The following is a 21671-nucleotide window of genomic DNA, read 5'->3' as shown; positions in this document are numbered from 1 at the left end:
GGTGAGCAACTCGTCTCTCGGCTCGACTGCGCCTTGCGCGCGGGGGGTGCCGCGACGCGTCGGTCGAGACTAGCATAAGGGACGATCTGCTCGATCGTCTCGCTCTGACTCGGGGTCTTGCGTGACGCAATCGCCGGCAACCCCTGCCGGCCCCATGCCGCAGCATTCAAGTAGCAGCCCCTTCGGCCGACAACCCGAACAGCCCCTCACCCTCGGCCCGACCCATGCGTTCACTGCGATTGACCCTGGTCCTCCTCATCGGCTCGGGCATTGCTGCGGCCAGCGTGCTGATGGCAGTGTCGCTGTGGGGCGCCGGCACCGCGGCCGATGCGGCGCAGCGCACCTTCGTCGCGAAGGACGTCACCGCCGACATCCTGCCGCCGCCGATGTACCTGATCGAGCTGCGGCTGGTGCTCTCGCAGGCGGTGGAAGGCAGCATCGCCCCCGAGAAGGCGCAGGCCGAAGCGGCGCGCCTCGAAAAGGAATACCAGGAGCGCGTCACCTACTGGCGCGCCCACCCGCCCTATGGCCTGGAGGCGCAGCTGCTGGGCCCGCAGCACGAGGCCGCGGTGCGCTTCATCGAGGCCTCGCGCGCCGTGCTGAAGGCCACTGCCACCGGCGACGCCCCCGCCGCGCAGGCGGCCCTGAAGTCGGCCGACGCGCTGTACCTGCAACACCGCACCGGTGTCGACGCGACGGTCAAGGCCTCGACCAGCTTTGCCGACGCGGCCTCGGCCACCTTCGACGCGACGCTCACGCGCGTGGCCTGGTCGCAATGGAGCGTCTTCCTGGTAGCCGCCGTGCTGCTGCTCGGCTTCGGCCGCTTCGCGTGGAAGTCGGTCTGGGGCCAGGTCGGCGGCGAACCGGCCGACGTGGCGGCGGTGGCCAATGCCGTCGCCGCCGGCGACCTGCGCCAGCGCGTGCCGTTGGTGCCCGGCGACGACACCAGCATCATGGCCGCGATGGCGGCGATGTGCGAACGGCTGACGCAGGTGGTGGCCACCGTGCGGGCCAGCAGCGATTCGATCGCGACCGGCTCGCAGCAGATCGCACGCGGCAACGCCGACCTCAGCCAGCGCACCGAGCTGCAGGCCGGCAACCTGCAGCAGACCGCCGCGTCGATGGAGCAGCTGACCGGCGCGCTGAAAGCCAGCGCCGATGCGGCCCGCAGCGCGGCCCTGCTCGCCGCCGAGGCGGGCGAGGCCGCGAGCCAGGGCGGCGCGGCCGTGCAGCAGGTGGTGCACACGATGGACAGCATCGCCGAGGGCTCGCAGAAGATCGGGCAGATCGTCTCGGTGATCGATGGCATCGCTTTCCAGACCAACATCCTCGCGCTCAACGCGGCGGTGGAAGCGGCGCGTGCCGGCGAACAGGGCCGCGGCTTCGCGGTGGTGGCCAGTGAGGTGCGTGCGCTGGCGCAGCGCAGTGCCGCGGCCGCCCGGGAGATCAAGGCGCTGATCGGATCGAGCGTCGAACGCGTGCAAGCCGGTGCCGAGCTCGTGAACAGCGCCGGCCGCCACATGGGCGGCATGGTCGAGCAGGTGCAGCGCGTGGCCGGCCTGATCGCCGAGATGGGCCAGGCCAGCCAGCAGCAGACGGCGGGCGTCGACCAATTGAATGCGACGGTGGCCGGGCTGGACGAAGCCACCCAGCGCAACGCCGCGCTGGTCGAGCAATCGGCCGCCGCCGCCGACAGCCTGCATGTGCAGGCGCATCAGCTGGTGGCGGCGGTCGGCATCTTCCGCCTGGCCTAGGAGATTGCCCCCCCTCAGTTCAGCATCCGGCTGATTGCGTCGGGCGTCCGATGGTTGCTAGCGTGCGGGATGCCCATCAGCTCTCACCAGGGACGCGCCATGAAACGCCACGATGTCCTCGCCGACCCGGTTCAGCATCAGCCTGCCGCGGCCAGGACGCACCAGACCGACGTGACGCCGATCAGCACCCCGCTCGACGCGGGTCCTCGCAACGCAGCTCGTCAACGCGTCGCACTGCAGGCGCACATCAACCAGTCGCCGCGCATCCTCGCGCAGCGCCGCGCCATGCAGGCATCGTTTGGTCCGCTCCTGCCGGGCGGAACGGTCCAGCGCGTCGAGCGAGTGACCGTTGGAGTTGACGGCCCCTGCACTCCCCGGCAGGCGGCGAGAAAGCTCATCGAGGCCAATGAACATGGAAGCCTGGGCGAGGAGGACATCGTCGACGTCTTGAGCAGGCTCACGGAATCCGAACTGACTTTCCGCTCGTTCTTTGCCCTGGGCTGGTTCGTGGAGAGACAACAGCGGCGGGCCAGGCTCGATGGCTTGCCGCCGTGGGAGGGAGGAGACCTGTACGACCTCGAGCAGGCCTTGGACACCCTTTGCGGCACCCGCTGGTGGTACGTCGGTGGCTACGCCGCGCTGATGTGGATGCGTGACCAAGGACTCGAAGAGGTGCCCACCGACGACCTGGACATCGTCATCGGCGGGACGGACCTGGACGAGAAGGTCAGGGAACACTTCCCGAAAGCCCTGTGGCTCGACCACACCATGCGCGTCAACGGCTATTCCGTGCAGTTCATCGGACGATCCGACGGGGAGCCTGCCAACGTCCATCGCTTTGGATCAAGCAATGTGCTGGTGCCGGAAGCCATCATCAGGAACTACTCGCCGTCCGACGCGCCTTCGACGACATCCGCCAGGCCCGGCGTCAGGTTCGGCGGGGGCATGGCCATGGGGATCGGGTCCCTCGGGGCCATGGTGATGGCAAGGGCAGGCAAGAAGCCCTCGGACACCGATGAAAAGAAGAAGGGCGACGAGGTCGACACCGAGGACCTGGAAAAAAACAAGAAGAAGGCGAAGCGAAGCAAGCGTGTCGAGATATTGAAGAGCGTCGACTTCTCCAAGGGCTTGTTCACCTCGAAATGAGCCTCCCACAGCCGGTTCACGTGGCCGCCGCTCTCGCCAAGGTAAGCTCCCCTTCCCCGCTCACCCGGGCGGACAGGGAGCTTCGATGGAACCAACTGCACGCAGCGGCGACGACCGCGCGGCTGGGGTCGACGACAACATTGCGTGCGACCCCGCGCCCGACACCCCCAGGACCCTCGATCGCGAGCGCTGGCAGCGCCTGAAGGAGCTGCTGGCCGACACGCTCGAGCGCCCGCCGCGCGAGCGCAAGCACTGGATCGCCCACGCCTGCGCCGACGACCCCGCGCTGCGCGCCGAGCTCGAGTCGCTGGTCGCGGCCGCCGAAGGCACCGGCCCGCTCGACCAGTCGCCCGCGGCCGGCCTGCTCGAGGCACTGTCGGCCGAGGCCGCCGCAGCGCCGCACGATGCCAGCGGCCAGCGGCTGGGCGACTACCGGCTGCTGTCGCTGATCGCCCGCGGCGGCATGGGCGAGGTCTACCGCGCCGAGCGCGCCGACGGCCACTACGAGCAGCAGGTCGCGGTCAAGATCGTGCGCGAAGGCGCCGACCCGCGCTTCCTGCTCGACCGTTTCCATGCCGAGCGGCGCATCCTCGCCACGCTCGACCACCCGAACCTCGCCAAGCTGCTCGACGCCGGCGTGTCGCCCGAAGGCGCGCACTACGTCGTGATGGACCTGGTCGACGGCGGCCTGCCCATTGACGTCTACTGCGCCGAGCATGCGCTGCCGCTGGCCGAGCGCTTGCGCCTGTTCCGCAGCCTGTGCCAGGTGGTCGACTACGCGCACCGCAAGGGCGTGGTGCACCGCGACCTGAAGCCCGGCAACATCCTGGTCGGCCGCGACGGCGTCGTGAAGCTGGTCGATTTCGGCATCGCGAAGCGCCTGGACGCACCCGCCGTCGACCGCACCGCCACCGCAATGCGCGCGCTGACGCCGGAGTACGCCAGCCCCGAGCAGGTGCGCGGCGAACCGGTCACCGCGGCCAGCGACATCTACTCGCTCGGCGTGGTGCTGTACCGCCTGCTGACGCAGGCCAGCCCCTACGGCCGGGCGACCGACGACCCCTACGCGCTGACGCGTGCCATCTGCGACACCGAGCCGGTGCGCCCGAGCCGTGCGCCGGGCGATGCACCACGCGCCCGGCGTCGCGAGCTCGAAGGCGACCTCGACGCGGTGGTGCTGATGGCGCTGCGCAAGGACCCGCTGCACCGCTACGCGTCGGCCGAAGCCTTGGCCGACGACCTGTTCCGCCACCTCGAAGGCCTGCCGGTGCAGGCGCGCCGCGGCGCGTGGAGCTACCGCGCCGGCCGCTTCGTGCTGCGCCACCGCGTTGCGGTGGGCGCGGTGGCGCTGGCCAACCTGGCGCTGGTCGCCGGCATCGCCTTCGCCGGCTACCAGGCCTGGGAGGCGCACCGCCAGCGCGAGCGCGCGGAGCGGCATTTCGCGAGCGTGCGCAAGCTGGCCAGCACGATGATGATCCCGATGCACGACGCGATCCGCGTGCTGCCGGGCTCCACGCCGGCGCGCAAGCTGCTGGTCGAGAACGGGCTGGCCTACCTCGAGGGCATCGCGCCCGAGGCGCAGCACGAACCGGCGCTGCAGATCGAGCTGGCGAACGGCTACCGCAACATCGGCGACATCCAGGGGCGGCCGGGTCTCGCGAGCCTCGGCGATCCGCAAGGCGCGCTCAAGAGCTACGGCCGCGCCCTCGCGCTGCTGGCGCCGGTGCTGGCCGCGCGGCCACCGCACGACGCGGTGTACCGCGACGCGCAGCAGGAAGCCGCGGTCGTGCACCAGCGCGAAGGCGCGGTGCTCGGCTTCACCAGCAAGTTCCCCGAGGCCGAACGCTCGCTGCGCGCCGGCATCGCGGTGGCCGACGACCTGGCGGCCGCCGACCCGTCGAACCGCACCTGGCGGCTGCTGCGCGCCACGCTGTACGGGCAGCTGAGCCAGGTGCAGATGTTCTCGGGCGACATCGACGCCTACCTGAAAACCGCGGACGATGCCGCCGCGCAGCTGACGGCCCTGGTCGCGCAGGACCCGGACGACCTCGATGCCGGCTTCAACCTGGCATCGAACTACTCGACGCGCGGCGAGCAGTTGATCCAGCGCGACGCCACCGCCGCCAGCGCGCAGCTCGCGCTCGACGCCTTCCGCAAGAGCCAGGCCGTGCTGGAGCGTCTGGCGGCGACGAGCCCGCAGAACACCTCGATCACCCGGCACATCGCGACCAACCTGGAGAACATCGCCTGGTGCCTGCGCCGCGTCGGCCAGCCGCGCGAGGCGGTGGCGCAGGCACGGCGCGCGCTCGACATCATGCGGGGGCTCAGCAGCGGGGACCCGGGCAGCATGCAGTTCCAGTCCGATCTCGCGAGCATGCAGACCTCGCTCGGCGAAGCACTGCTGGCCAACGGCGATGCGCGCGCCGGCGTCGACCTGCTGACCGCCGCGGTGGCCTCGTACGCCGCGTTGCCGGCCGGCATGCGCGAGGACAACTACGTGCACCACCACGAGGGCCTCGCACACCACCTGCTGGGCCTCGCGCTGCAGGCCCGGCAGCAGGCCGGCGACGCCGCCGCGGCGTGCAGCCAGCAGCGGCTTGCGCTGCCGATCCTCGAGGAGATGGACAAGCAGGGCACGCCGCCCGGCGTCACCGGCCCGGGGCCTGTGCGCGAGGCCCTGAAGGCATGCGGATGACAGGCGCGGCCGTCAGTCCACCCGCGTGAATTGCCCGCGCACCAGTTGCCGGTCCAGCATCTCGAAGTGCCACCACTCGTTGTCGATGCCGCGGAACCCCGCCGCGCTCAGCACGCCGCGCAGCAGCCGGCGGTTCGCGTGCTGGGCCGGCGTCAGCGCGCCGCTCGCGAGGTGCTGCGCTTCCAGCACCGGATGCGACAGCGCCGTCATCTCGTCGAAGCCGCTGCCCATGTCGAGTTCCTGGCCGGCTTCATCGACCAGCGTGGCATCCAGCGCCATGCCGAACGAATGGATCGAACCGCGCGCCGGGTCGGCCACGTACTGGCGCAGGTCGGTGCCGTCCAGGTGATCCCACAGCTGGATCTGCACGCGGTGCGGGCGCAACGCATCCAGCACCAGCAGCCGATGCCCCGGTGCCGCCTCAGCCAGGCGGGTCACCGCCTGCGCCAGCCCGTCGGCGGCCAGGCGATGCAGCCAGGCGCAGTCGAGCGTGCCGTACAGATCCCGCCCGACGAAGTTGCGCACGCTCGCGTAGCGCAGGTCCACCACCACGCCGTCGATCGCCGACAGCCGGCGGAAATCGGGATGGGTGTCGATGGCTTCGCAACGCATGACGGCTACTTCGATCCACGGGCCACGAGCTTCGGCACCAGCGCCAGCACCACCAGCGCGAGCAAGGTGCTCAGCAAGGCCGTCGATTCGCGGCCCAGACCGCAGGCCACGCCGATCGCCGCGGTCATGAACACGCCCGCGGCCGTCGTCAGGCCCACCACCTGTTCTTCGTCGCGCAGCTTCAGGATCGCGCCCGCCCCGAGGAAGCCGACGCCGGCCACCACGCCCTGAATCACGCGGCTGAGATCGGCCACCTGCATGCCGCCCTGCTGCGGCACCAGCACGAACAGCGCCGCCCCCATCGCCACCAGCATGTGCGTGCGGATGCCGGCGGCCTTGCCCTGGCTCTGCCGCTCGTAGCCGAGCACACCGCCCAGCAGCGCCGCCAGCGTCAGGCGCAACAACACGCGCGTGATCTGCTCGACATCGGCGAGGTCGGAAAACTCTTCCAGCAAGGTCTGCACGACTCGGTCCATCGCGGCGGTGTCCATCAACGGTGACGCCGGATGCTATCGCGCCAGCCTCGGCGCGCCCGCACGTAACGATCCGCAAACGGCGTAGGAGCAAACCTACGCCGGCTCGCGACATTGCGCCTTGCGCCACCCTCCCCCGCCCTCCTAGATTTCGATTCACGTGCGCATCCGCCCGGGTGCCCGCCGCCGAGGGAGATCTCCATGACGAAGACGCCGCGCCTTCTGGCTGCGATCGCGGTGCTGGTTGCGCTGGTCGCGCCCCCGCTCGCGCAGGCCACCGAGTACTCGCTGTTCGACCTCGGCTCGCTCACGCCCGGCCAGCAGATGTGGGCCACCGGCATCAACGACCTCGGCCAGGTCGTCGGCTATTCGTATGGCGATGGCCGCAGCGGCGACTCGGCTTCGGACCTCTACAACGCCTTCGTGACCGGCCCGAACGGCACCGGCCTCACCGGCCTCGGCACGCTCGGCGGCAGCTGGAGCCGCGCCTTCGCGATCAACAACGCCGGCCAGGTGGTCGGCGATTCGCAGACGGCGTCGGGCGGCTTCCGCGCCTTCATCGGCACCGCCGGCGGCCCGCTCACCGACGTCGGCACGCTCGCCGGCAGCACCAACAGCACCGCGACCGGAATCAACGCCAGCGGCCAGGTGGTCGGTGTCGCGAGCGGCTCCAACCCGAACGGCAGCGACCCGCGCGGCTTCGTGTCCGGCCCGAACGGCAGCAACCTGCAAGCCCTCGGCAGCCTGGACGGCCAACCGCTGTTCGGCCACGCCATCAACGACCGCGGACAGGTGGCCGGTGGAATGAGCCCTACCAACTACGGCAGCAGCTTCGTGACCGGACCGAATGCCACCTCGCCCCGCGCCGTTTTCGACGACACCATCGGTGTCAACGCGATCAACAACCACGGCCAGGTGGCCGGCCTGTATGGGGTTGCGTACCTGTACGCCGACGCCTTCATCGGCACGCCCGGCGGCGTGGAGACCCACATCGATTTCGGCAACGTGCAAGGCTATGAATACGGCAACCTCGGCGGCTTCGGCCAGTACGGCCCGATCTCCGGCAGCAAGGCGATGGCACTGAACGACAGCGGCCAGGTGGCCGGCATGTTCAGCAACGGCCACGCCGCGGATTACTTCGCCTTCATCACCGGTGCCAACGGCGAGGGCGCCGTCTCCCTCGACAGCCTGTTCACGCTCGGCGACGGTGACCACTTCGTCTACGCGACCGGCGTCAACAACCTCGGCCAGTTCATCGCGAACACCGCGAGGGGCCATGCCTATCTCATCTCGCCCATCCCCGAACCGGTCACGCTCGCGCTGTGGACCGGCGGGCTGCTGCTCATCGGCTGGCGCGGCCGCACATCCTCGAACCTCAGGGAGACCTCATGAAGACACCCGCACTCGTCGCTTCGCTGGCGCTGGCCGCCGGCCTCGCCTGCAGCGCGCCGACCCAGGCGCAGACCACGCAGTACCAGCTGTTCGACATCGGCCAGCTGGGCACCGGCGACCTGATGTACGCGACCGGCCTCAACAACAGTGGCCAGGTCAGCGGGTACGCCTACACGAACGGCTTCAACGGCTGGTCGTCGGTCGGTGACTACCGAGGCTTCGTCAGCGGCGCCAACGGCACCGGCCTGACGGGCGTCGGCAGCTTCGGCGGCAGCTGGAGCAAGGCGTATGGCATCAACGACGCCGGCCAGGTGGTCGGCGCCGCGCAAACGGCCACCGGCGGCTTCCACGCGTTCCTGCGCGGCAGCAACAGCACGACGCTGCAGGACCTGGGCACGCTCGGCGCCGTCAACAGCATGGCCACCGCGATCAATGCCAGCGGCCAGGTGATCGGCATGACGGGGGGCGCGAGGAACGACTTGCCTACGTACCCGGACGTGCTGGATCCTCAGCAAGGTTTCATCACCGATGCCAATGGCCAGTCGATGCGCGCGCTCGGCAGCCTGAACGGGCAACCGCTGTTCGGCAACGGCCTCAACGACGCCGGCCGCGTGGTCGGCCACATCGGCTACAGCGAGCTGAACCAGGCCGGCACCTTCGTGACCGGCGCGAACGGCAGCAACCCCGTCGCGCTGCCCGCGGCGGTGCACTACCAGGAGAGCTCGATCAACAACAACGGCCAGATCGCCGGCACCTACATCGGGCCGCAGGAGTACGTCGGCCGCAACGCCTACATCGGCAACGATTCCGGCACCGTGAAGCCGCTCGATTTCTCGGGCATCGACAACTACACGCCGGGCAACCTGGGTGGGTCGGGCCAGTACGGGCCGGCCTCGTTCAGCGACACCTCCGCCATCAACGAGTTCGGGCAGATCGCGGGCACGATCCACAACAACCGCTTCGGGCGCGACTTCGCGTTCATCACCGGCGCCAACGGCCAGGGCGTCATCGACGTCAACAGCCTGTTCACGCTGGCCGACGGCGACTGGTTCCGCAACGTCACCGGCATCAACGACCAGGGCCAGTTCGTCGTCAACAGCGGCTACGGCCACGCCTACCTGATCTCGCCGATCCCCGAGCCGGCCACGCTCGCGCTGTGGGGCGTGGGCCTGCTGTTGATCGGCGGCGCGGCGCGGCGGCGCCTCAATGCAGCATCGGGGTCAGCAGGCCGCCCCACTGCCACAGCGCGAAACCCGCGAGCAGCAATGCCGATGCCCTGTTGATCGCGCGCCGCCACGCGGGCCGGAAGCTGTGACGCAGCCGGCCCACGCCGACGGACAGCACCAGCCACCAGAGCGCCGAGCCGACCAGCACGCCGGCCACCATCACCCAGGGCGAGCCGCCGGCCACCTGCGCGCTCATCGCACCGAAGATCGCGATGAAGGACACGATGGTCATCGGGTTCGACAGCGTCAGCGCGAAGGTGGTCGCGAAGCAGGTCCACAGCGAAGGCACCGGTGCCGGCGCGGCGCTCGCTTCGCCACCGGCCGACTGGTGCCAGCCCGACCACGCGAGCCGCAGCAGCACCAGCCCGCCGAACACCGCGAGCCAGAGCTTCGCGCCGACCAGCCACGCGATCAGCGCAGTGGCACCGAACGCCCCGACGGCGCCGTAGACGGTGTCGGCCGCCGCGGCGCCCAGGCCGGTCGCGAGGCCCGCGCGCCAGCCGGCGTCGAGCGTGCGCTGGATCGTCAGCAGCCCGATCGGGCCGACGGGGGCCGCGATCGACAGGCCGATCAGCAGCGACTGGAAGAACAGCAATCCTGAACTCGCGGAAGTCATGGCGGGCATTGTCGCGCCCTGGACCCCCGTGGTCGCTTCAGATCACTGGATCCAGCGTGCTCAGCCGCGGCTCGCGGCGCGGCGACCGCCAGCCTTGCGGATCGTCGTGCCGCAGCTGGTGCGCCGGCACCGGCCGGCCGAGCAGGAAGCCCTGGATCTCGTCGCAGCCGTGCGCCCGCAGCCGCGCCAGCTGCGACGCCGTCTCGGCGCCCTCGGCGTTGACCTTCATGCCGAGCGCATGCGAGAGCGAGACGATCGAGCCGACGATCAGGTCGACCTTCGGGTCGCGCTCCATGTTCTGCGTGAACGCCCGGTCGATCTTGACCTTGTTGAACGGGAAGCGCCACAGGTAGGCGAGGCTCGAGTAGCCGGTGCCGAAGTCGTCCATCACGATGCGCGTGCCCAGGGCCTGCAGCGTCTGCAAGGTCTGCAGCACCTGCTCGGTGTTGCGCATCAGCAGCGATTCGGTGATCTCCAGCTGCAGCCGCTGCGGCGCCAGCCCCGAGCGCGTCAGGCACTCCGACACCACGCCGATCAGGTCGCCCTGGAACTGCGCGGCCGACAGGTTCACCGACACCTCGAGCTGCGACGGCCAGCGCGCCGCCTCCTCGCAGGCCCGCAGCAACACCCAGCGGCCCAGCGGCTCGATCAGCCCGGCCTGCTCGGCCAGCGGAATGAACTCGGCCGGCGAGATCGCGCCGCGCTCGGGGTGCGACCAGCGCGCAAGCGCCTCGTAGCCGCTCAGCCGCAGCGCCTCGGCCTCGAACAGCGGCTGGAAGTGCAGCGTCAGCTGCTCGTCCGCGATCGCGTGGCGCAGGTCGTGCACCAGCGCGCGGCGCAGCTGCAGGTCGGCATCCATCGCGGCGTCATAGAAGCTGAACTGCCCGCGGCCGTCGGCCTTCGCGCGGTACAGCGCCAGGTCGGCCTTGTGCAGCAGCTCGTCGCGCGTGAGCCCGTCGGTGCCGTAGATCGCCGCGCCGACGCTCGCGCCGCCCTCGATGCGCCGGTCGCCCAGCTCGTGCGGCACGGCCAGCACGTCGACCACGCGCTGCGCGAACGACGACACGTCGTCCGAGCCACGCACGCCGCTCTGCAGGATCGCGAACTCGTCGCCGCCCAACCGCGCGACCAGGTCGAACTGCCGCACCACGTCGCGCAGCCGCGCCGCGACCGCGCACAGCGTGGCGTCGCCGGCCGCCTGGCCGTGCGTGTCGTTGATCAGCTTGAAGTGGTCGAGGTCAAGGCACAGCACCGCGAACTTCGGGCCGCCGGCACGCGAGCGCGCTTCGGCCTCGCTGAGCGCGGCGTTGAAGCTCGCGCGGTTCATCAGCCCGGTCAGCGGGTCGTGCTCGGCCAGAAAGCGCACCTTGTCTTCGACCTGGCGCTCGCGGCGCGTGCGCACCATCCACTGCCACAGGCTCAGTCCGAGCAGCAGCCCCAGCGCCGCCACCACCGCGATCGCCACCCGCAAGAAGGCCGACGCGATGCGCGCGGCGCGATCGGCCTGGTCGACATACACCTCGACCACGCCGCCGACGTTGCCGTTGGCGCCCTGCACCGGGATGTAGGCCTCGCTGTACACGCTCGGCCGGTCGACACGCTGCGAATGCCGCAGGTAGACGATGCTGCGCCCGCCGAGCACCAGGTCGCGCACCTCGGGGCTGCGGGCCAACGTGTCCAGCGGCGCGACGGCGCGGGCACGCGCCAGCTCGTCGGCACCGAGCCCGAGCTGCTCGGACACCAGCAGCTCGCGCCCGTGCGGGTCGTAGAGCTTGAAGCGGAACACCTCGCCCAGGTGGCGCAGGCGGCTGAGCTGCTCGATGGCGGCCGGCGTCAACGGCTCGCCGGCAAAGATGGTGTCGAGTTCGGGCACCGTGTCGCGCACGTAGTTCGCCCACTGCAGCGCGCTGTGCTCGGCATCGGCACGCAGTTGCGCACGCGACGCCGTCTTCATCGCCCAGGCCACCATGGCGCACGCGAGCGCGCCGGCCAGCAGCCAGCCGAGCAGCGCGCGCCACGTGGGATTGAGCGAGGTCATTCGAATTCGGAACTCCGGCAGCCGTTCGGGCCTGGTCCAACTGCCAAGGCGACGGCTTTCCAACGCGGGATATCGGCAGCGCCGGAGCCGACCTGAGGCGCCGCAGGTCAACGCCCTCCCCTTGTTGCGTGAGATATGCACGCCCGAAGGCGCTCCGGCGGTGCGGGCGTGGACGATGGCACGGCCCGTGCACTCAAGAAGCAACGGCGCGGGCCGAGATTGAGGGCGTGCCCACCCTGCCCTCCAGCCTGCCACCCGTTCCGTTTCCCGCCGCCGGCAGCCACCTGCCGCCGGCCATGCCGGAAGACCTCCCCGCCCGCGCGCTGCGGCGCCGGGGCGAGCGCATGCGCATGCTGCGCATGGTGGTCGCAAGCTACGCGATCGATGCGGTGTTGCTGTTCCTGCTGCATGTCGCCGGCGCGGTCGGGTTGCTGGCCCCGTTCGTCTACCTGGTCGGCGGTGCGCTCGCCGGCGGGGCCTTCTTCCTGATGCTGCACCGCGGCTGGAGCGAGCGCTTCGCCGACCCGTACCTGACCGGCCCGCAGATGCTGGCGGCCTCCGGGCTGCAGCTGGTGATGGTGGTGCTGGCGCCCGAGGTCGGCGTGCTGTCGATCACCATCGTCTTCATCGTGTTCGCGTTCAGCGCGCTGCGGCTCACGCCGCGCCAGCTGCTGCCCTTGTGGGTGACGATCTCGCTCGGGCTGGCAGCAGCCATCGGGCTGGCGGACCGCGCGCCGGCACTGCCGTGCGCCACGCCGTGGCAGGCCGCGCTGTCGGCGATGTGGCTGTCGCTGGCGATCGGGCGCTGCGCGGTGGTGGGGCTGTATGGCGCCTCGGTGCGGCAGCTGCTGGGCACGCGCAACCGCGAGCTCGCGCAGGCGCAGAACCAGTTGCATGCGCTGGCCACGCGCGACGAGCTGACCGGCGCGCTGAACCGCCGCGCGATCCTCGGCGCGCTGGACGACGCGCTGCAGGCCGGCGCGCGGCCGTCGGTCGCGCTGATGGACCTCGATCACTTCAAGCTGGTCAACGATGGCCACGGGCACCTGGTCGGCGACACCGCGCTGCGGCGATTCGTGCTGGGCGCGGTGCGCTCGCTGCGGGCAGACGACCGCATCGGCCGCTACGGCGGCGAGGAGTTCCTGCTGCTGCTCGCGACCAGCGAGCCGCCGACGGCGCTGGCGATCGCCGAGCGGGTCAGGCGCGCGGTGGCGGGCGAGGCCTGGGGCGATGTGTCCGCCGGGCTGAGCATCACGGTCAGCATCGGGCTGGCGACCGCCCGCGAGGGAGAGAACGCCGAGCAGGTGCTGCAGCGCGCGGATGACGCGCTGTACCGCGCGAAGGCGGAAGGCCGGGACAGGGTGGTGTCGGGATAGGCGACCAGGGCTTCGACAAGCTCAGCCCACCCTTCGACAGGCTCAGGGCGAACGGGGTACTTGAAAGCGCGCCGCCCCGGTCCCAGATGCGCTGTCTGGAGGATCCCCCCATGGGTGCCAACGACGCCTTTCTGCTCGATGCCTATTCACAGACCGTGTCCGACGTGGTCGAGCGCGCCGGGCCGAGCGTGGCGTCGGTCAAGCTCGTGGGCAGCAGCAGCGACCGCGACGCGGCGCTCGGCGGCGGCTCCGGTTTCCTGTTCACGCCCGACGGCTACCTGCTGACCAACTCGCACGTGACGCGCGCCGGCGCGGCCACGCTGCCGTCGCCGCAGGTCACGCGCCAGCGCGTGTCGCTGAGCGACGGCCGCGAGTTCGATGCGCGCTGGGTCGGCGACGACCCCGACACCGACCTCGCGCTGCTGCACATCGACGGCATGTCGCGCGGTGGGCTCACGCCCTTGCCGATCGGCCGCTCGGCGCTGCTCAAGCGCGGCGAGATCGCGATCGCGATCGGCAACCCGCTCGGCTTCGAGCACACCGTGACCGCCGGCATCGTCAGCGCGCTCGGCCGCAGCATGCGGGCCGGCACCGGGCGCCTGATTCCGGACGTGATCCAGACCGATGCGGCGCTGAACCCCGGCAACTCCGGCGGCCCGCTGCTGAACTCGCGCGGCGAGGTGATCGGCGTCAACACCGCGATCATCCGCGGCGCGCAGTCGATCAGCTTCGCGGTGGCGATCGACATCGCCGAATGGGTGATCCCGCAGCTGCTGCAGCACGGCCGCGTGCAGCGCGGCTACCTGGGCGTCGGCGGCAGCACGACGGCGCTCGACCGGCGCATCGTCGTCGGCCTCGGGCTCGCGCAGTCGCACGGCGTGCGCGTCTCGGCGGTCGAGCCGGGCAGCCCGGGCGCGCGCGCCGGGCTGCGCGAAGGCGACCTGCTGATCGGCATCGACGGGCTGGCAATCGAGTCGGTCGACCGGCTGCACCAGGCGCTCGACGCGAGCCGCGTCAACCGCGACTGCGTGCTGAAGCTGCTGCGCGGCAACGCGACCGGCCAGCCGATGTACCTGACGGTGCGGCCGACGGTCGCGCATCCCCAACCCTGACGAGGACCGCGCCGGCCGAGGCGCCTATGCTCGACGGACGCGATCGAACGCGTCTGGAGAACCCCCATGGCCACACGAGAGATCCTGATCGACGGCGTGCTGCTCAGCGTCGAGGTCGATGCCGCCGATGCCCTCCTGGTGCCGGCCTCCGCCGGACTGGTCGAGCGCGGCGGCCTGGCCGAACGCGGTGCGGTGGCCGACAAGGTGCGCGACGTCGGCCAGGAGATGCGCAGCCTGCTGGCCGCCGTGACGCGGCCGGTGCGCGAAGCGCTGGAGGCCACGCAGCCCGACAGCTGGAGCGTCGAGCTGAACCTCGGCTTCAAGGGCGAGGCCGGCATCCCCTGCATCACGAAGGGCGAGGCCAACGGCTCGATCAAGGTCAGCGCGAGCTGGAAGAAGGCCGCCGCGGGCTGAGCTTTGCATCCAGACAGTCCGATGGCGCGTTGAGCTGCCGGCAGCGCTCGCCGGGCTCGAGGTCGCGGCTGGCCTGTGCCTGCGCCTCCTCCATCACCCGCTTGCCGTCGCTCGGGATGATGCGGCCGTTGCGATCAATCACGTAGCCGCCCCCGGGCGTCAGCTGCGTCGAAGGGAAGACCTGCAGGTCCGCTTCGAGGATCGGTTCGGCCGACGGCAGCCGGTAGATGCGCAGACGCTGCTGGTCCGGCAGGCGCACCGCCATCACCTCGCCGCTGCGGCTGAAGCCTGGTTGGGCAGGCCAGCCTTTCAACACGACCGGTGGCGCAGCCGGATCGTCGAGCAGACGCACCTCCAGGCCGTCGCCGAACTCGCTCTTCCCGAAGGCATGGCGCCCTGTCGGATCGATGTCCATCTGGGCGCGCAGGTTCAGGTGCTCGGGCAACTTGCCGGTGCGCAGGTCGTACAGCTCCCATCCGGAAGGCTGGCGCACCCCCACGAGCCCTGTCGCCTCGTTGACGAAGAGACCGCCACGCGAGGACGGGCCCAGCGTCAGCGACGGCGTCGACGACTCGGAGCGCAGGTCCCACAGCTCGGTGTGCCGGGCATCCCACAGTTGCAGCACCCGGCCGCCGCCGCGCAGCGCCATGTTCATGCCGTCCGGCGCCTCGCGCTCGATGCGTCGCACCACGCGCGGCACGCCCCGCTCGATCACCTGCACCTCCACCCGCACCCGGCCGGGCAACACGGTCTTCGTCGCGAACAGCCGGGCATGGCCGAGCACCAGCGAAGCGGCCCGCGGGTTGAACCTCGCACCACGTCCGCCGTCGCCGGGATCAGCCATGCGGAACACCGGCTGTTCGGCGGTCGTGTAGAGGATCCATTCACTGCCGTCGCGCACCAAGTACAGATCTTCGTCGTGCGTTACGACACCGTCATGCCGGTGCCGCGACAGCTGGCGGCCGCTCACGAGATCGAAGCCGGTCAGACACTGACGCTCGGCCGTCTCGCACCGGCCCGCGAGCATCAGTTCCGATTCGTCCGGCGACACGCCGACCTCGATCGCCGAGTCATGCAGATCAGGCGTGTCCAGGTGCTGCAGCAATTGACCATCACGCAACTTGCGCAATTCCAGGCCATCGCCCGCAGGACCGCGCATCGCGGTCAGCACCCGCGTCTCGTCGCGGCTCACCCACAAGGGGGCAACACGGTCACCGAGCGGGCGCAGCCGCGGCCGCAGGTCGTACACGCGCACCGCGCCATCGGCCGCCTTGATGGCCAGCCGGTTGCCCTGGTCGCTCAAGCTCACCAGCGACTCGTAGGAATCGCGCACCGGCAGGTCGAACGCACTCTGCAGCCGCCACTGCCCGCCCGAGACAAGGTCGGACACCCGCACCTCGCCGGTTCCCCGCAACAGCTTGACGACGCGTCGCCCGTCGCGGTTGATGACGATGTCGTCCACGCCACCCGATTCGCTGCGGTCGATGCGCTGGTACGGCAGCCGGCGTTCGCCCTGCAGGCGCTGCAGGTCCAGCAGGCACAGTTGCGGAAGGACGGCCACACCCAGCGTGCCGCCGCCCTGCGCGAACGTATAGCCGAGGCCCCTGCACGGCTGCGCGTCGACGCTCGAGATCAGCGTGCCCTTGTCGTCATAGGTGAACAGCCGCACCGCGAAGCCGGGCCAGCCGGGCCGCTGCATGGCGACGAGTTCCTTCCCTCCGGCACGGAATGCCGTTCCCATCAGCCCTCCGACCACGCCCGTGTCGGCATTCTTCGGACGCCGGATGAACAGCAACCTGCCATCGTCGACCGACCACACCCGCACTTCGCTCTCATCGACGGCGATGCCCGCGAGCAGCCGACCGTCGGGACTGAAGCCCAGATGACCGACATCGCCGCCACCTTCGAGCACACGCGGCTGAACCGAGGCCTGCTCCGTCGCAGGGGCAGGCCATAGCACCACGCCCACATCGGTGGCCGCCACCACCTGCCGGCCATCGGGTCCGTAGGCAAGGTTGCGCACGATACCCGGCACGACCGGCCAGGCCAGCCGACGTTGCGGACGCAGCGCCGGCATGCCCAGCTCCCACTCGTCGACACCGTCGGCAACGGCCACCAGCAGGTGCTGCCCATCGGGTGCCAGCACCAGCGCATCCACCGACCCCAGCAATTCCTTCGTCAGCTGCTGTGATGCCCTGCGGTACTCAGTGGCTTCGATCACGCCAGGCACCACGGCGCTCTGCCGCCGCGGGTCGTGCTCGAAGACGTCGTTGGCCAATGCCAGACTCTTTTCCGCATTGACTGCGGCTTCGCTGCGCGCATTCGAGGCCAGCATCGTCAGCCAGGCGTCATCGCGCTGCCGTTCCGCCTGCGCCAGGGCAACGCGCCCTGCCTCAGCCCGACGCTGCGCCACGGCAGCCTGCTGTTGCGCCTGTCCGCTGAGCAGCGACGCCTCTGCGCGGGCCGCTACCGCGGCCTCGCTGATCTTCATGGCGTCCTGCTTGGCAAGGTCAGCATTGCGGTAGGCGACCTGCGCATCCGCTTTCGCCTTGTCGAGCAGCGCGACGRCCTCCTTGTTCGCCCTGTCCTTCTCGCGCTCGGCCTGCCGCTGCGCCGCCGACGTGGCGATCCAGCCGAAGATGGCCAGCACGAACAGCCCGAGCGCCGCAAAGCCGGCGATCGTGGCCCAGCGCAGCCGCTTCGCGATGCGCCGGTTGGCATGCACCTGGTGGGCGGTGGCCTGCTTCTCGATGAGCATGCGCGCCTCCGCCAGGTCGGCGCGTTCGCTCTCGACGGCGATCCGCTTCGCCTCCTCGTCCGCCCGCGCGTACTGCAGCGCCAGCTCCGCCGCATCGCTCGCATCGAGGAACTCGCGCTCGAGCGGCGTGATCGCGCCGCGGTCGAACTCCGCATTGGCCTGCTCGAGCGCCAGCCCGCTGAGCAGGAAGGCCTTGTCGAACTCGCCCTCGCGCCACTTCTCGGCCTGCTTGCGCAGGAAGGCGCGGCGCTCGCGCTCGACACGCTGCTCGGCGAACAGGTGGTCGAGCAGGTCCCAGTTGCGCAGCAGCGATTCGTGCGCGACCTCGGCCACGTCGTCCATCGGATCGCCCGACGGCGCCGGTGTGAGCCGCACCAGCCGCGCCCGCACGAACTTGTCGAGCACCGCCTCGACGTTGGGCGGGTGGGCCACGCCGTGCAGCACGCGCCGCGTCGCGCGGCTGCGGAACACGCTGGCCGCTTCGCCGGGGCGCGACAGCGCGAGGAACACCTTCTGCGCCGCCAGCTGCTGCTCGCGCGGCAGCTCGTCGTACACCCGCTTGGCCGCTTCGGCCATCGCCTGGCGCGGGCTGCCGACCTCGCGATACGCGTCGCGCGTGATCAGGTTGCCCTTGCGCCGCGCCCACAGCGAGGTCAGGCTGAACTGCAGCAGTGGCAGGCTGGCGTCCTCGCCGACCACGCTCTTGATCAGCTCGTCGACCAGCCCGTCCTGGAACTTCAGCCCGACTTGCTGGGCCGGCCGCTCGATCGCCTCGCGCAGCCGCGTCGCCTCCATCGAGTACACCGAGAACTCGGCCTCGCCGTAGCGGCGGTTCAGGTCGGGGTACTCGCGGGCCAGCTGCGGCTCGACATCCTTGCGCATCGTCGCGACGACGCGGTGCGCCGGGCCGGGCGCATCGACCACCGCGCACAGCGCCGCGACGAACGCGAGGTGCGCCGCCGAGGTCTGCTCGGTGCGCAGCGTCAAGGCCTCCTCGAACTGGTCGACGACCAGCAGCACCGGCTGCTCCACCGGCGACAGCATCGCGACGGCATGGCCGGGGTCGCGCAGCAACTGCGCCGCGTGGTCGGCGATAGTGGCATCGTCGGGCTCCGGTGCGCCACCGGCGGCCGCAAGCGCCAGCGCGTGGGCCAGCTGGCGCAGCGGCGTCACGCCTGGCGTGAGCGGCGGCGGGTAGACCCAGGCGGCGCTTCCATCCACCGCACCACCATCCACCACGCCGCGGCGCAGCGCCGGTACCAGCCCGGCCAGCACCAGCGACGATTTGCCGCTGCCCGACGCGCCGGTGACGATCAGCAGCCGCTGCCGCCGCAGCCGCTCCACCAGCGCCGCGATCTGGTCGTCGCGGCCGAAGAAGTGCTTCGCATCGGATTCGCCGAACGCCGCCAGCCCGAGGTACGGGCAGGCCTCGTCCGACAACTGCGGCAGCAGCGCCGGATCGTGCGGCACGAGCAGCGGGCGCGTGACGTCCAGGCCGTGGCTGTAGCAGCGGCCGGCCCAGTAGTCGAGCATCGCCTGGCAGGCCCGGCGCTCCTTCGTCTCGTCGAGGTAGGCGCCACCGGCCGAGCCGCGCTGCAGGAAGGCGGCGACATCGGGGAACATGCCGATCAGGTGCTGCCGCTCACGCTCGGCGTGGTGGTCGCCGGGGGCGTCCGGGGCATCGCCCGCAGCGCCGCCCGCGTCGGCCGTCGCTTCGGCTTCCACCACCTCCAGCTCCACCTGGTCGAGCCGCAGCATCAAGGCCTCGTGCACCTCCTGGAAGTCGGCGATCGTCTGGAACGGCAGTCGGTCCGGCAGGTTCATCGCGATTCCTCGGCGGCTCAGGCGCGGCGCCCGCCGGACACCTTGTCCTTCATGTCACCGCACAGCTGCTTCAGATCGGAATCGATGGTGTAGAAGCCATAGTCGAAGTCGTCGCAGAACTCGCCGAACGCGGTGCAGGTCGACAGCGCATCGTTGGCCGCGACGCCGCTGCCCAGCAGCGCAGCATGGCGGCCCAGGTCGGCGCAGCCGGCCGAGGTCCAGTCGGGCAGCATGCGCGTGATCGAATCCGACAGCACCCGCCACTGCCGGCGGATCTCGTGGAAGCGCTGCGCCTCGGCGGCCTTGCGGATCACCGCGAGCCGGTTGTCGAGGCCCTGGCACAGCGTGTGCACCGTCGCGCCCTTGCGCAGCCGCAACCCGAGCGCGCGGATCTCCTCGACCGCGCTCGCGTCGAAATCGGCGCCCACGCCGCCCAGGAAGGCCAGCAGCAGCTCCAGGTCGAGGTGCTTCGCCAACGAGGCCATCGTCGTGTCGATCAGCGCCGGTTGCACGGTCAGCAGCGTGTCGAACGCGGCGAGTGCATCGTCCAGCCGGTCGACCGAGCGCTGGGCCAGCGCCTCCTCCAGCGTGCCCACCGCGGCCGCGAACTCCTCGATCAGCGGCAGCATCAGCTGCGCGTCGCAGCGCTCCTGCTGCGCGACGCGTCGCACGTCGAGCAGGCGCTTCTTCATGTCGCGGCAGTGCGCCGAGAACTGCGCGAGCGAGCTGCCGGCCGGGAATTCGTCGCGCCGCAGCTGGATCATCGTGAGGTCGCCGCGCGTGGAATGCAGCGCGTCGTGCACCACCTTGTGGTCGTGCAGCTCGGCGATCTCCGACAGCACGATCGCCACCTCGCTGCTGGAGCCGGCGCGCACGGCGGCCGGCGCGGCGGCAGGCCCCGCGAGCGCAGCGCGCAGCCCCAGCTCATGCCCTTCGGCGATGCGCATGTAGAGCACCGGCGTCGCGAAATCACGGCCGGTCTGCAGGTTCAGGTTCATGATCGCGCCGCGCGCCTCGGCCATCGCCTCGTCGATCGTGTCGACGCGCGACAGCGCCAGGTACAGCATCTTCGAGAACGCGACCGCGCTCGCGTCGTACACCGAGTACTGCATGCCGATCACCACCGGGATGCCGGCCCGCACCAGCGACGGCGCGACGCCGGCCCACTTGTTGCGGCCGTCGGTGCGCGCCGACTGGCAGGCCGCGAGCACCGCGAGCCGGATGCCCTTGGAGGCCAGCGAGCGCGCCAGCGCATCGACCTCCCACGGGTCGCTCGCACCGTCGTCGCGCTGCAGGATCAGGTGGGCCGACGGCGCGCCGCCGTGGGCCGGCGTCATGACCTCGCCATGGCCGCTGAAGTGGAAGATCTCGGTGCCGTCGAGCAGCACGCGCTGCAGCGCCTCGCGCGTGGCCGGCTGGCACACCAGCATCTCCAGCCCGCCGACGCCGGCGATGGCCTCGCGCAGGTTCTTCAGCTCCTGGTCGACCTGCAGCGGCTGGCCCGGCGTTCGGCGGTCTTCGGGCTCGCACGGCACGGCCAGCAGCCGCCAGCCGGCGCGCCGGCCCTGCACCGGCGCCGCGAGCTGCGAGCAGACCTCGTAGCGCACCACCGAGACGCGGCTGTCGCCCACCAGGAAGCCGCGCAGGCCGAGCGCTTCGCCGCCGCCGTCGAGGTCGCGCTCGACGTAGGCGAATTCCCAGGGCACCACGTCGAGCGCGATCGCGCTGCACTTGATGCGCAGGCGCAGGCCCTCGTTCGGCGCCAGCTTCGCCAGCGAGCTGGTGAAGAAGCTGCGCGCCACCGGCGGCAGCAGCAAGGCCCCGATGCGCTGGCCGAGCGCGATCAGCTCGCTGCGCTGGCCGCCCAGCCGGCGCGCGTCGAGCGCCGCGAGCTGCTGCGCCAGGTCCTCGGGGACGCACACCTCTTCCGCAACCCCCTGCCCGCCTGCCAGCGACGACTCCACCTGCACGCAGAAGCGCTCCCCGTCTGCGGCGTGGACATGGTTGAACAGTCGGATGTCGAGATTCCGGTAGGCGTCGATCATCGGTGGCCTCGGGAGAAACAGGTCGAGTGGACGCCGCTGGCCGGCTCGGCGCATCCCCATTCGGACGGACGCCGCGCCCATTCCCCCGCACTCCGGGGGGCCGGCGCCCACCCCCCTAGTTCGCGCTGTCGGAGTCGCGCCGGCCTTTGCGTTTTCACAGTCAAGAGATGCCGTTCCGCGGCGTCCCGTC

Annotated in this window: 14 protein-coding genes; 8 read left to right on the top strand and 6 right to left on the bottom strand. The window is 70.9% G+C overall.

From position 1 onward, the window contains the following. Nucleotides 1–239: 239 nt before the first annotated feature. The 3 genes from ACXJLU_RS17140 to ACXJLU_RS17130 all read left to right on the top strand — a co-directional run bounded on the left by ACXJLU_RS17140 (nucleotide 240) and on the right by ACXJLU_RS17130 (nucleotide 5595). Nucleotides 240–1754 (top strand): methyl-accepting chemotaxis protein, encoded by a 1515-nt coding sequence (locus ACXJLU_RS17140; RefSeq protein ID WP_457332966.1) that lies wholly within the window; start codon nucleotides 240–242, stop codon nucleotides 1752–1754. 99 nt (nucleotides 1755–1853) lie between these two features. After that, nucleotides 1854–2900: a hypothetical protein gene (locus tag ACXJLU_RS17135; protein ID WP_457332964.1), complete on the top strand. Its 1047-nt coding sequence runs from the start codon at nucleotides 1854–1856 to the stop codon at nucleotides 2898–2900. Nucleotides 2901–2985: 85 nt separating this feature from the next. Next, a complete protein-coding gene (locus ACXJLU_RS17130; protein ID WP_457332962.1) occupies nucleotides 2986–5595 on the top strand; it encodes a serine/threonine-protein kinase in 2610 nt (869 codons plus the stop codon). A gap of 12 nt (nucleotides 5596–5607) precedes the next feature. On the opposite strand, the gene ACXJLU_RS17125 is transcribed toward ACXJLU_RS17130, so the two are convergent. Both ACXJLU_RS17125 and ACXJLU_RS17120 read right to left on the bottom strand, forming a co-directional pair. After that, nucleotides 5608–6207, bottom strand: a complete 600-nt coding sequence (locus ACXJLU_RS17125) for a M15 family metallopeptidase (RefSeq protein WP_457332960.1) — start codon at nucleotides 6205–6207, stop codon at nucleotides 5608–5610. A gap of 5 nt (nucleotides 6208–6212) precedes the next feature. Then, a complete protein-coding gene (locus tag ACXJLU_RS17120; RefSeq protein ID WP_457332958.1) occupies nucleotides 6213–6683 on the bottom strand; it encodes an MgtC/SapB family protein in 471 nt (156 codons plus the stop codon). A gap of 198 nt (nucleotides 6684–6881) precedes the next feature. Between ACXJLU_RS17120 and ACXJLU_RS17115 the strand changes: the two genes are divergently transcribed. Together ACXJLU_RS17115 and ACXJLU_RS17110 are read left to right on the top strand one after the other, a co-directional pair. Beyond that, on the top strand, nucleotides 6882–8072 hold the full coding sequence (locus ACXJLU_RS17115) for a hypothetical protein (RefSeq protein WP_457332956.1): 1191 nt from the start codon (nucleotides 6882–6884) through the stop codon (nucleotides 8070–8072). Further along, the gene (locus ACXJLU_RS17110; protein WP_457332955.1) at nucleotides 8069–9355 is read left to right on the top strand and encodes a PEP-CTERM sorting domain-containing protein; all 1287 of its coding nucleotides are present in this window, start codon (nucleotides 8069–8071) and stop codon (nucleotides 9353–9355) included. Before ACXJLU_RS17115 ends, ACXJLU_RS17110 begins: the two co-directional genes overlap by 4 nt. Here ACXJLU_RS17110 and ACXJLU_RS17105 read toward each other — a convergent pair. Both ACXJLU_RS17105 and ACXJLU_RS17100 read right to left on the bottom strand, forming a co-directional pair. Beyond that, nucleotides 9276–9914: a LysE/ArgO family amino acid transporter gene (locus ACXJLU_RS17105; RefSeq protein WP_457332953.1), complete on the bottom strand. Its 639-nt coding sequence runs from the start codon at nucleotides 9912–9914 to the stop codon at nucleotides 9276–9278. The two genes, ACXJLU_RS17110 and ACXJLU_RS17105, sit on opposite strands and share 80 nt — an antisense overlap. A 37-nt stretch (nucleotides 9915–9951) precedes the next feature. Next, nucleotides 9952–11952: a putative bifunctional diguanylate cyclase/phosphodiesterase gene (locus tag ACXJLU_RS17100; protein WP_457332951.1), complete on the bottom strand. Its 2001-nt coding sequence runs from the start codon at nucleotides 11950–11952 to the stop codon at nucleotides 9952–9954. A gap of 227 nt (nucleotides 11953–12179) precedes the next feature. On the opposite strand from ACXJLU_RS17100, the gene ACXJLU_RS17095 reads away from it, so the two are divergent. From ACXJLU_RS17095 to ACXJLU_RS17085, 3 genes are all read left to right on the top strand, one after another. Next, nucleotides 12180–13328, top strand: coding sequence for a GGDEF domain-containing protein (locus ACXJLU_RS17095; RefSeq protein ID WP_457332949.1), 1149 nt, complete (start codon nucleotides 12180–12182; stop codon nucleotides 13326–13328). Between the two features lie 110 nt (nucleotides 13329–13438). Then, the gene (locus ACXJLU_RS17090) at nucleotides 13439–14440 is read left to right on the top strand and encodes a S1C family serine protease (RefSeq protein ID WP_457332947.1); all 1002 of its coding nucleotides are present in this window, start codon (nucleotides 13439–13441) and stop codon (nucleotides 14438–14440) included. Between the two features lie 66 nt (nucleotides 14441–14506). Beyond that, nucleotides 14507–14854, top strand: coding sequence for a CU044_2847 family protein (locus ACXJLU_RS17085; protein ID WP_457332945.1), 348 nt, complete (start codon nucleotides 14507–14509; stop codon nucleotides 14852–14854). On the opposite strand, the gene ACXJLU_RS17080 is transcribed toward ACXJLU_RS17085, so the two are convergent. Further along, the gene (locus ACXJLU_RS17080; RefSeq protein WP_457332943.1) at nucleotides 14820–19436 is read right to left on the bottom strand and encodes an NACHT and WD repeat domain-containing protein; all 4617 of its coding nucleotides are present in this window, start codon (nucleotides 19434–19436) and stop codon (nucleotides 14820–14822) included. The genes ACXJLU_RS17085 and ACXJLU_RS17080 overlap by 35 nt on opposite strands. A gap of 17 nt (nucleotides 19437–19453) precedes the next feature. Continuing rightward, nucleotides 19454–21481, bottom strand: coding sequence for a CHAT domain-containing protein (locus ACXJLU_RS17075; RefSeq protein ID WP_457332941.1), 2028 nt, complete (start codon nucleotides 21479–21481; stop codon nucleotides 19454–19456). Nucleotides 21482–21671 lie beyond the last annotated feature (190 nt).

This window comes from Rhizobacter sp. P5_C2 (assembly GCF_054049715.1).
The sequence above is the reverse complement of the archived record's forward strand: the minus strand, read 5'-3'. Positions and strand labels throughout refer to the sequence as shown.

Bases quoted from the DNA above. Each gene is read 5' to 3' on its own strand.
- ACXJLU_RS17135 (WP_457332964.1), top strand. From the start codon at position 1,854: ATGAAACGCCACGATGTCCTCGCCGACCCGGTTCAGCATCAGCCTGCC.
- ACXJLU_RS17130 (WP_457332962.1), top strand. From the start codon at position 2,986: ATGGAACCAACTGCACGCAGCGGCGACGACCGCGCGGCTGGGGTCGAC.
- ACXJLU_RS17125 (WP_457332960.1), bottom strand. From the start codon at position 6,207: ATGCGTTGCGAAGCCATCGACACCCATCCCGATTTCCGCCGGCTGTCG.
- ACXJLU_RS17120 (WP_457332958.1), bottom strand. From the start codon at position 6,683: ATGGACCGAGTCGTGCAGACCTTGCTGGAAGAGTTTTCCGACCTCGCC.
- ACXJLU_RS17115 (WP_457332956.1), top strand. From the start codon at position 6,882: ATGACGAAGACGCCGCGCCTTCTGGCTGCGATCGCGGTGCTGGTTGCG.
- ACXJLU_RS17110 (WP_457332955.1), top strand. From the start codon at position 8,069: ATGAAGACACCCGCACTCGTCGCTTCGCTGGCGCTGGCCGCCGGCCTC.
- ACXJLU_RS17105 (WP_457332953.1), bottom strand. From the start codon at position 9,914: ATGACTTCCGCGAGTTCAGGATTGCTGTTCTTCCAGTCGCTGCTGATC.
- ACXJLU_RS17100 (WP_457332951.1), bottom strand. From the start codon at position 11,952: ATGACCTCGCTCAATCCCACGTGGCGCGCGCTGCTCGGCTGGCTGCTG.
- ACXJLU_RS17090 (WP_457332947.1), top strand. From the start codon at position 13,439: ATGGGTGCCAACGACGCCTTTCTGCTCGATGCCTATTCACAGACCGTG.
- ACXJLU_RS17085 (WP_457332945.1), top strand. From the start codon at position 14,507: ATGGCCACACGAGAGATCCTGATCGACGGCGTGCTGCTCAGCGTCGAG.
- ACXJLU_RS17075 (WP_457332941.1), bottom strand. From the start codon at position 21,481: ATGATCGACGCCTACCGGAATCTCGACATCCGACTGTTCAACCATGTC.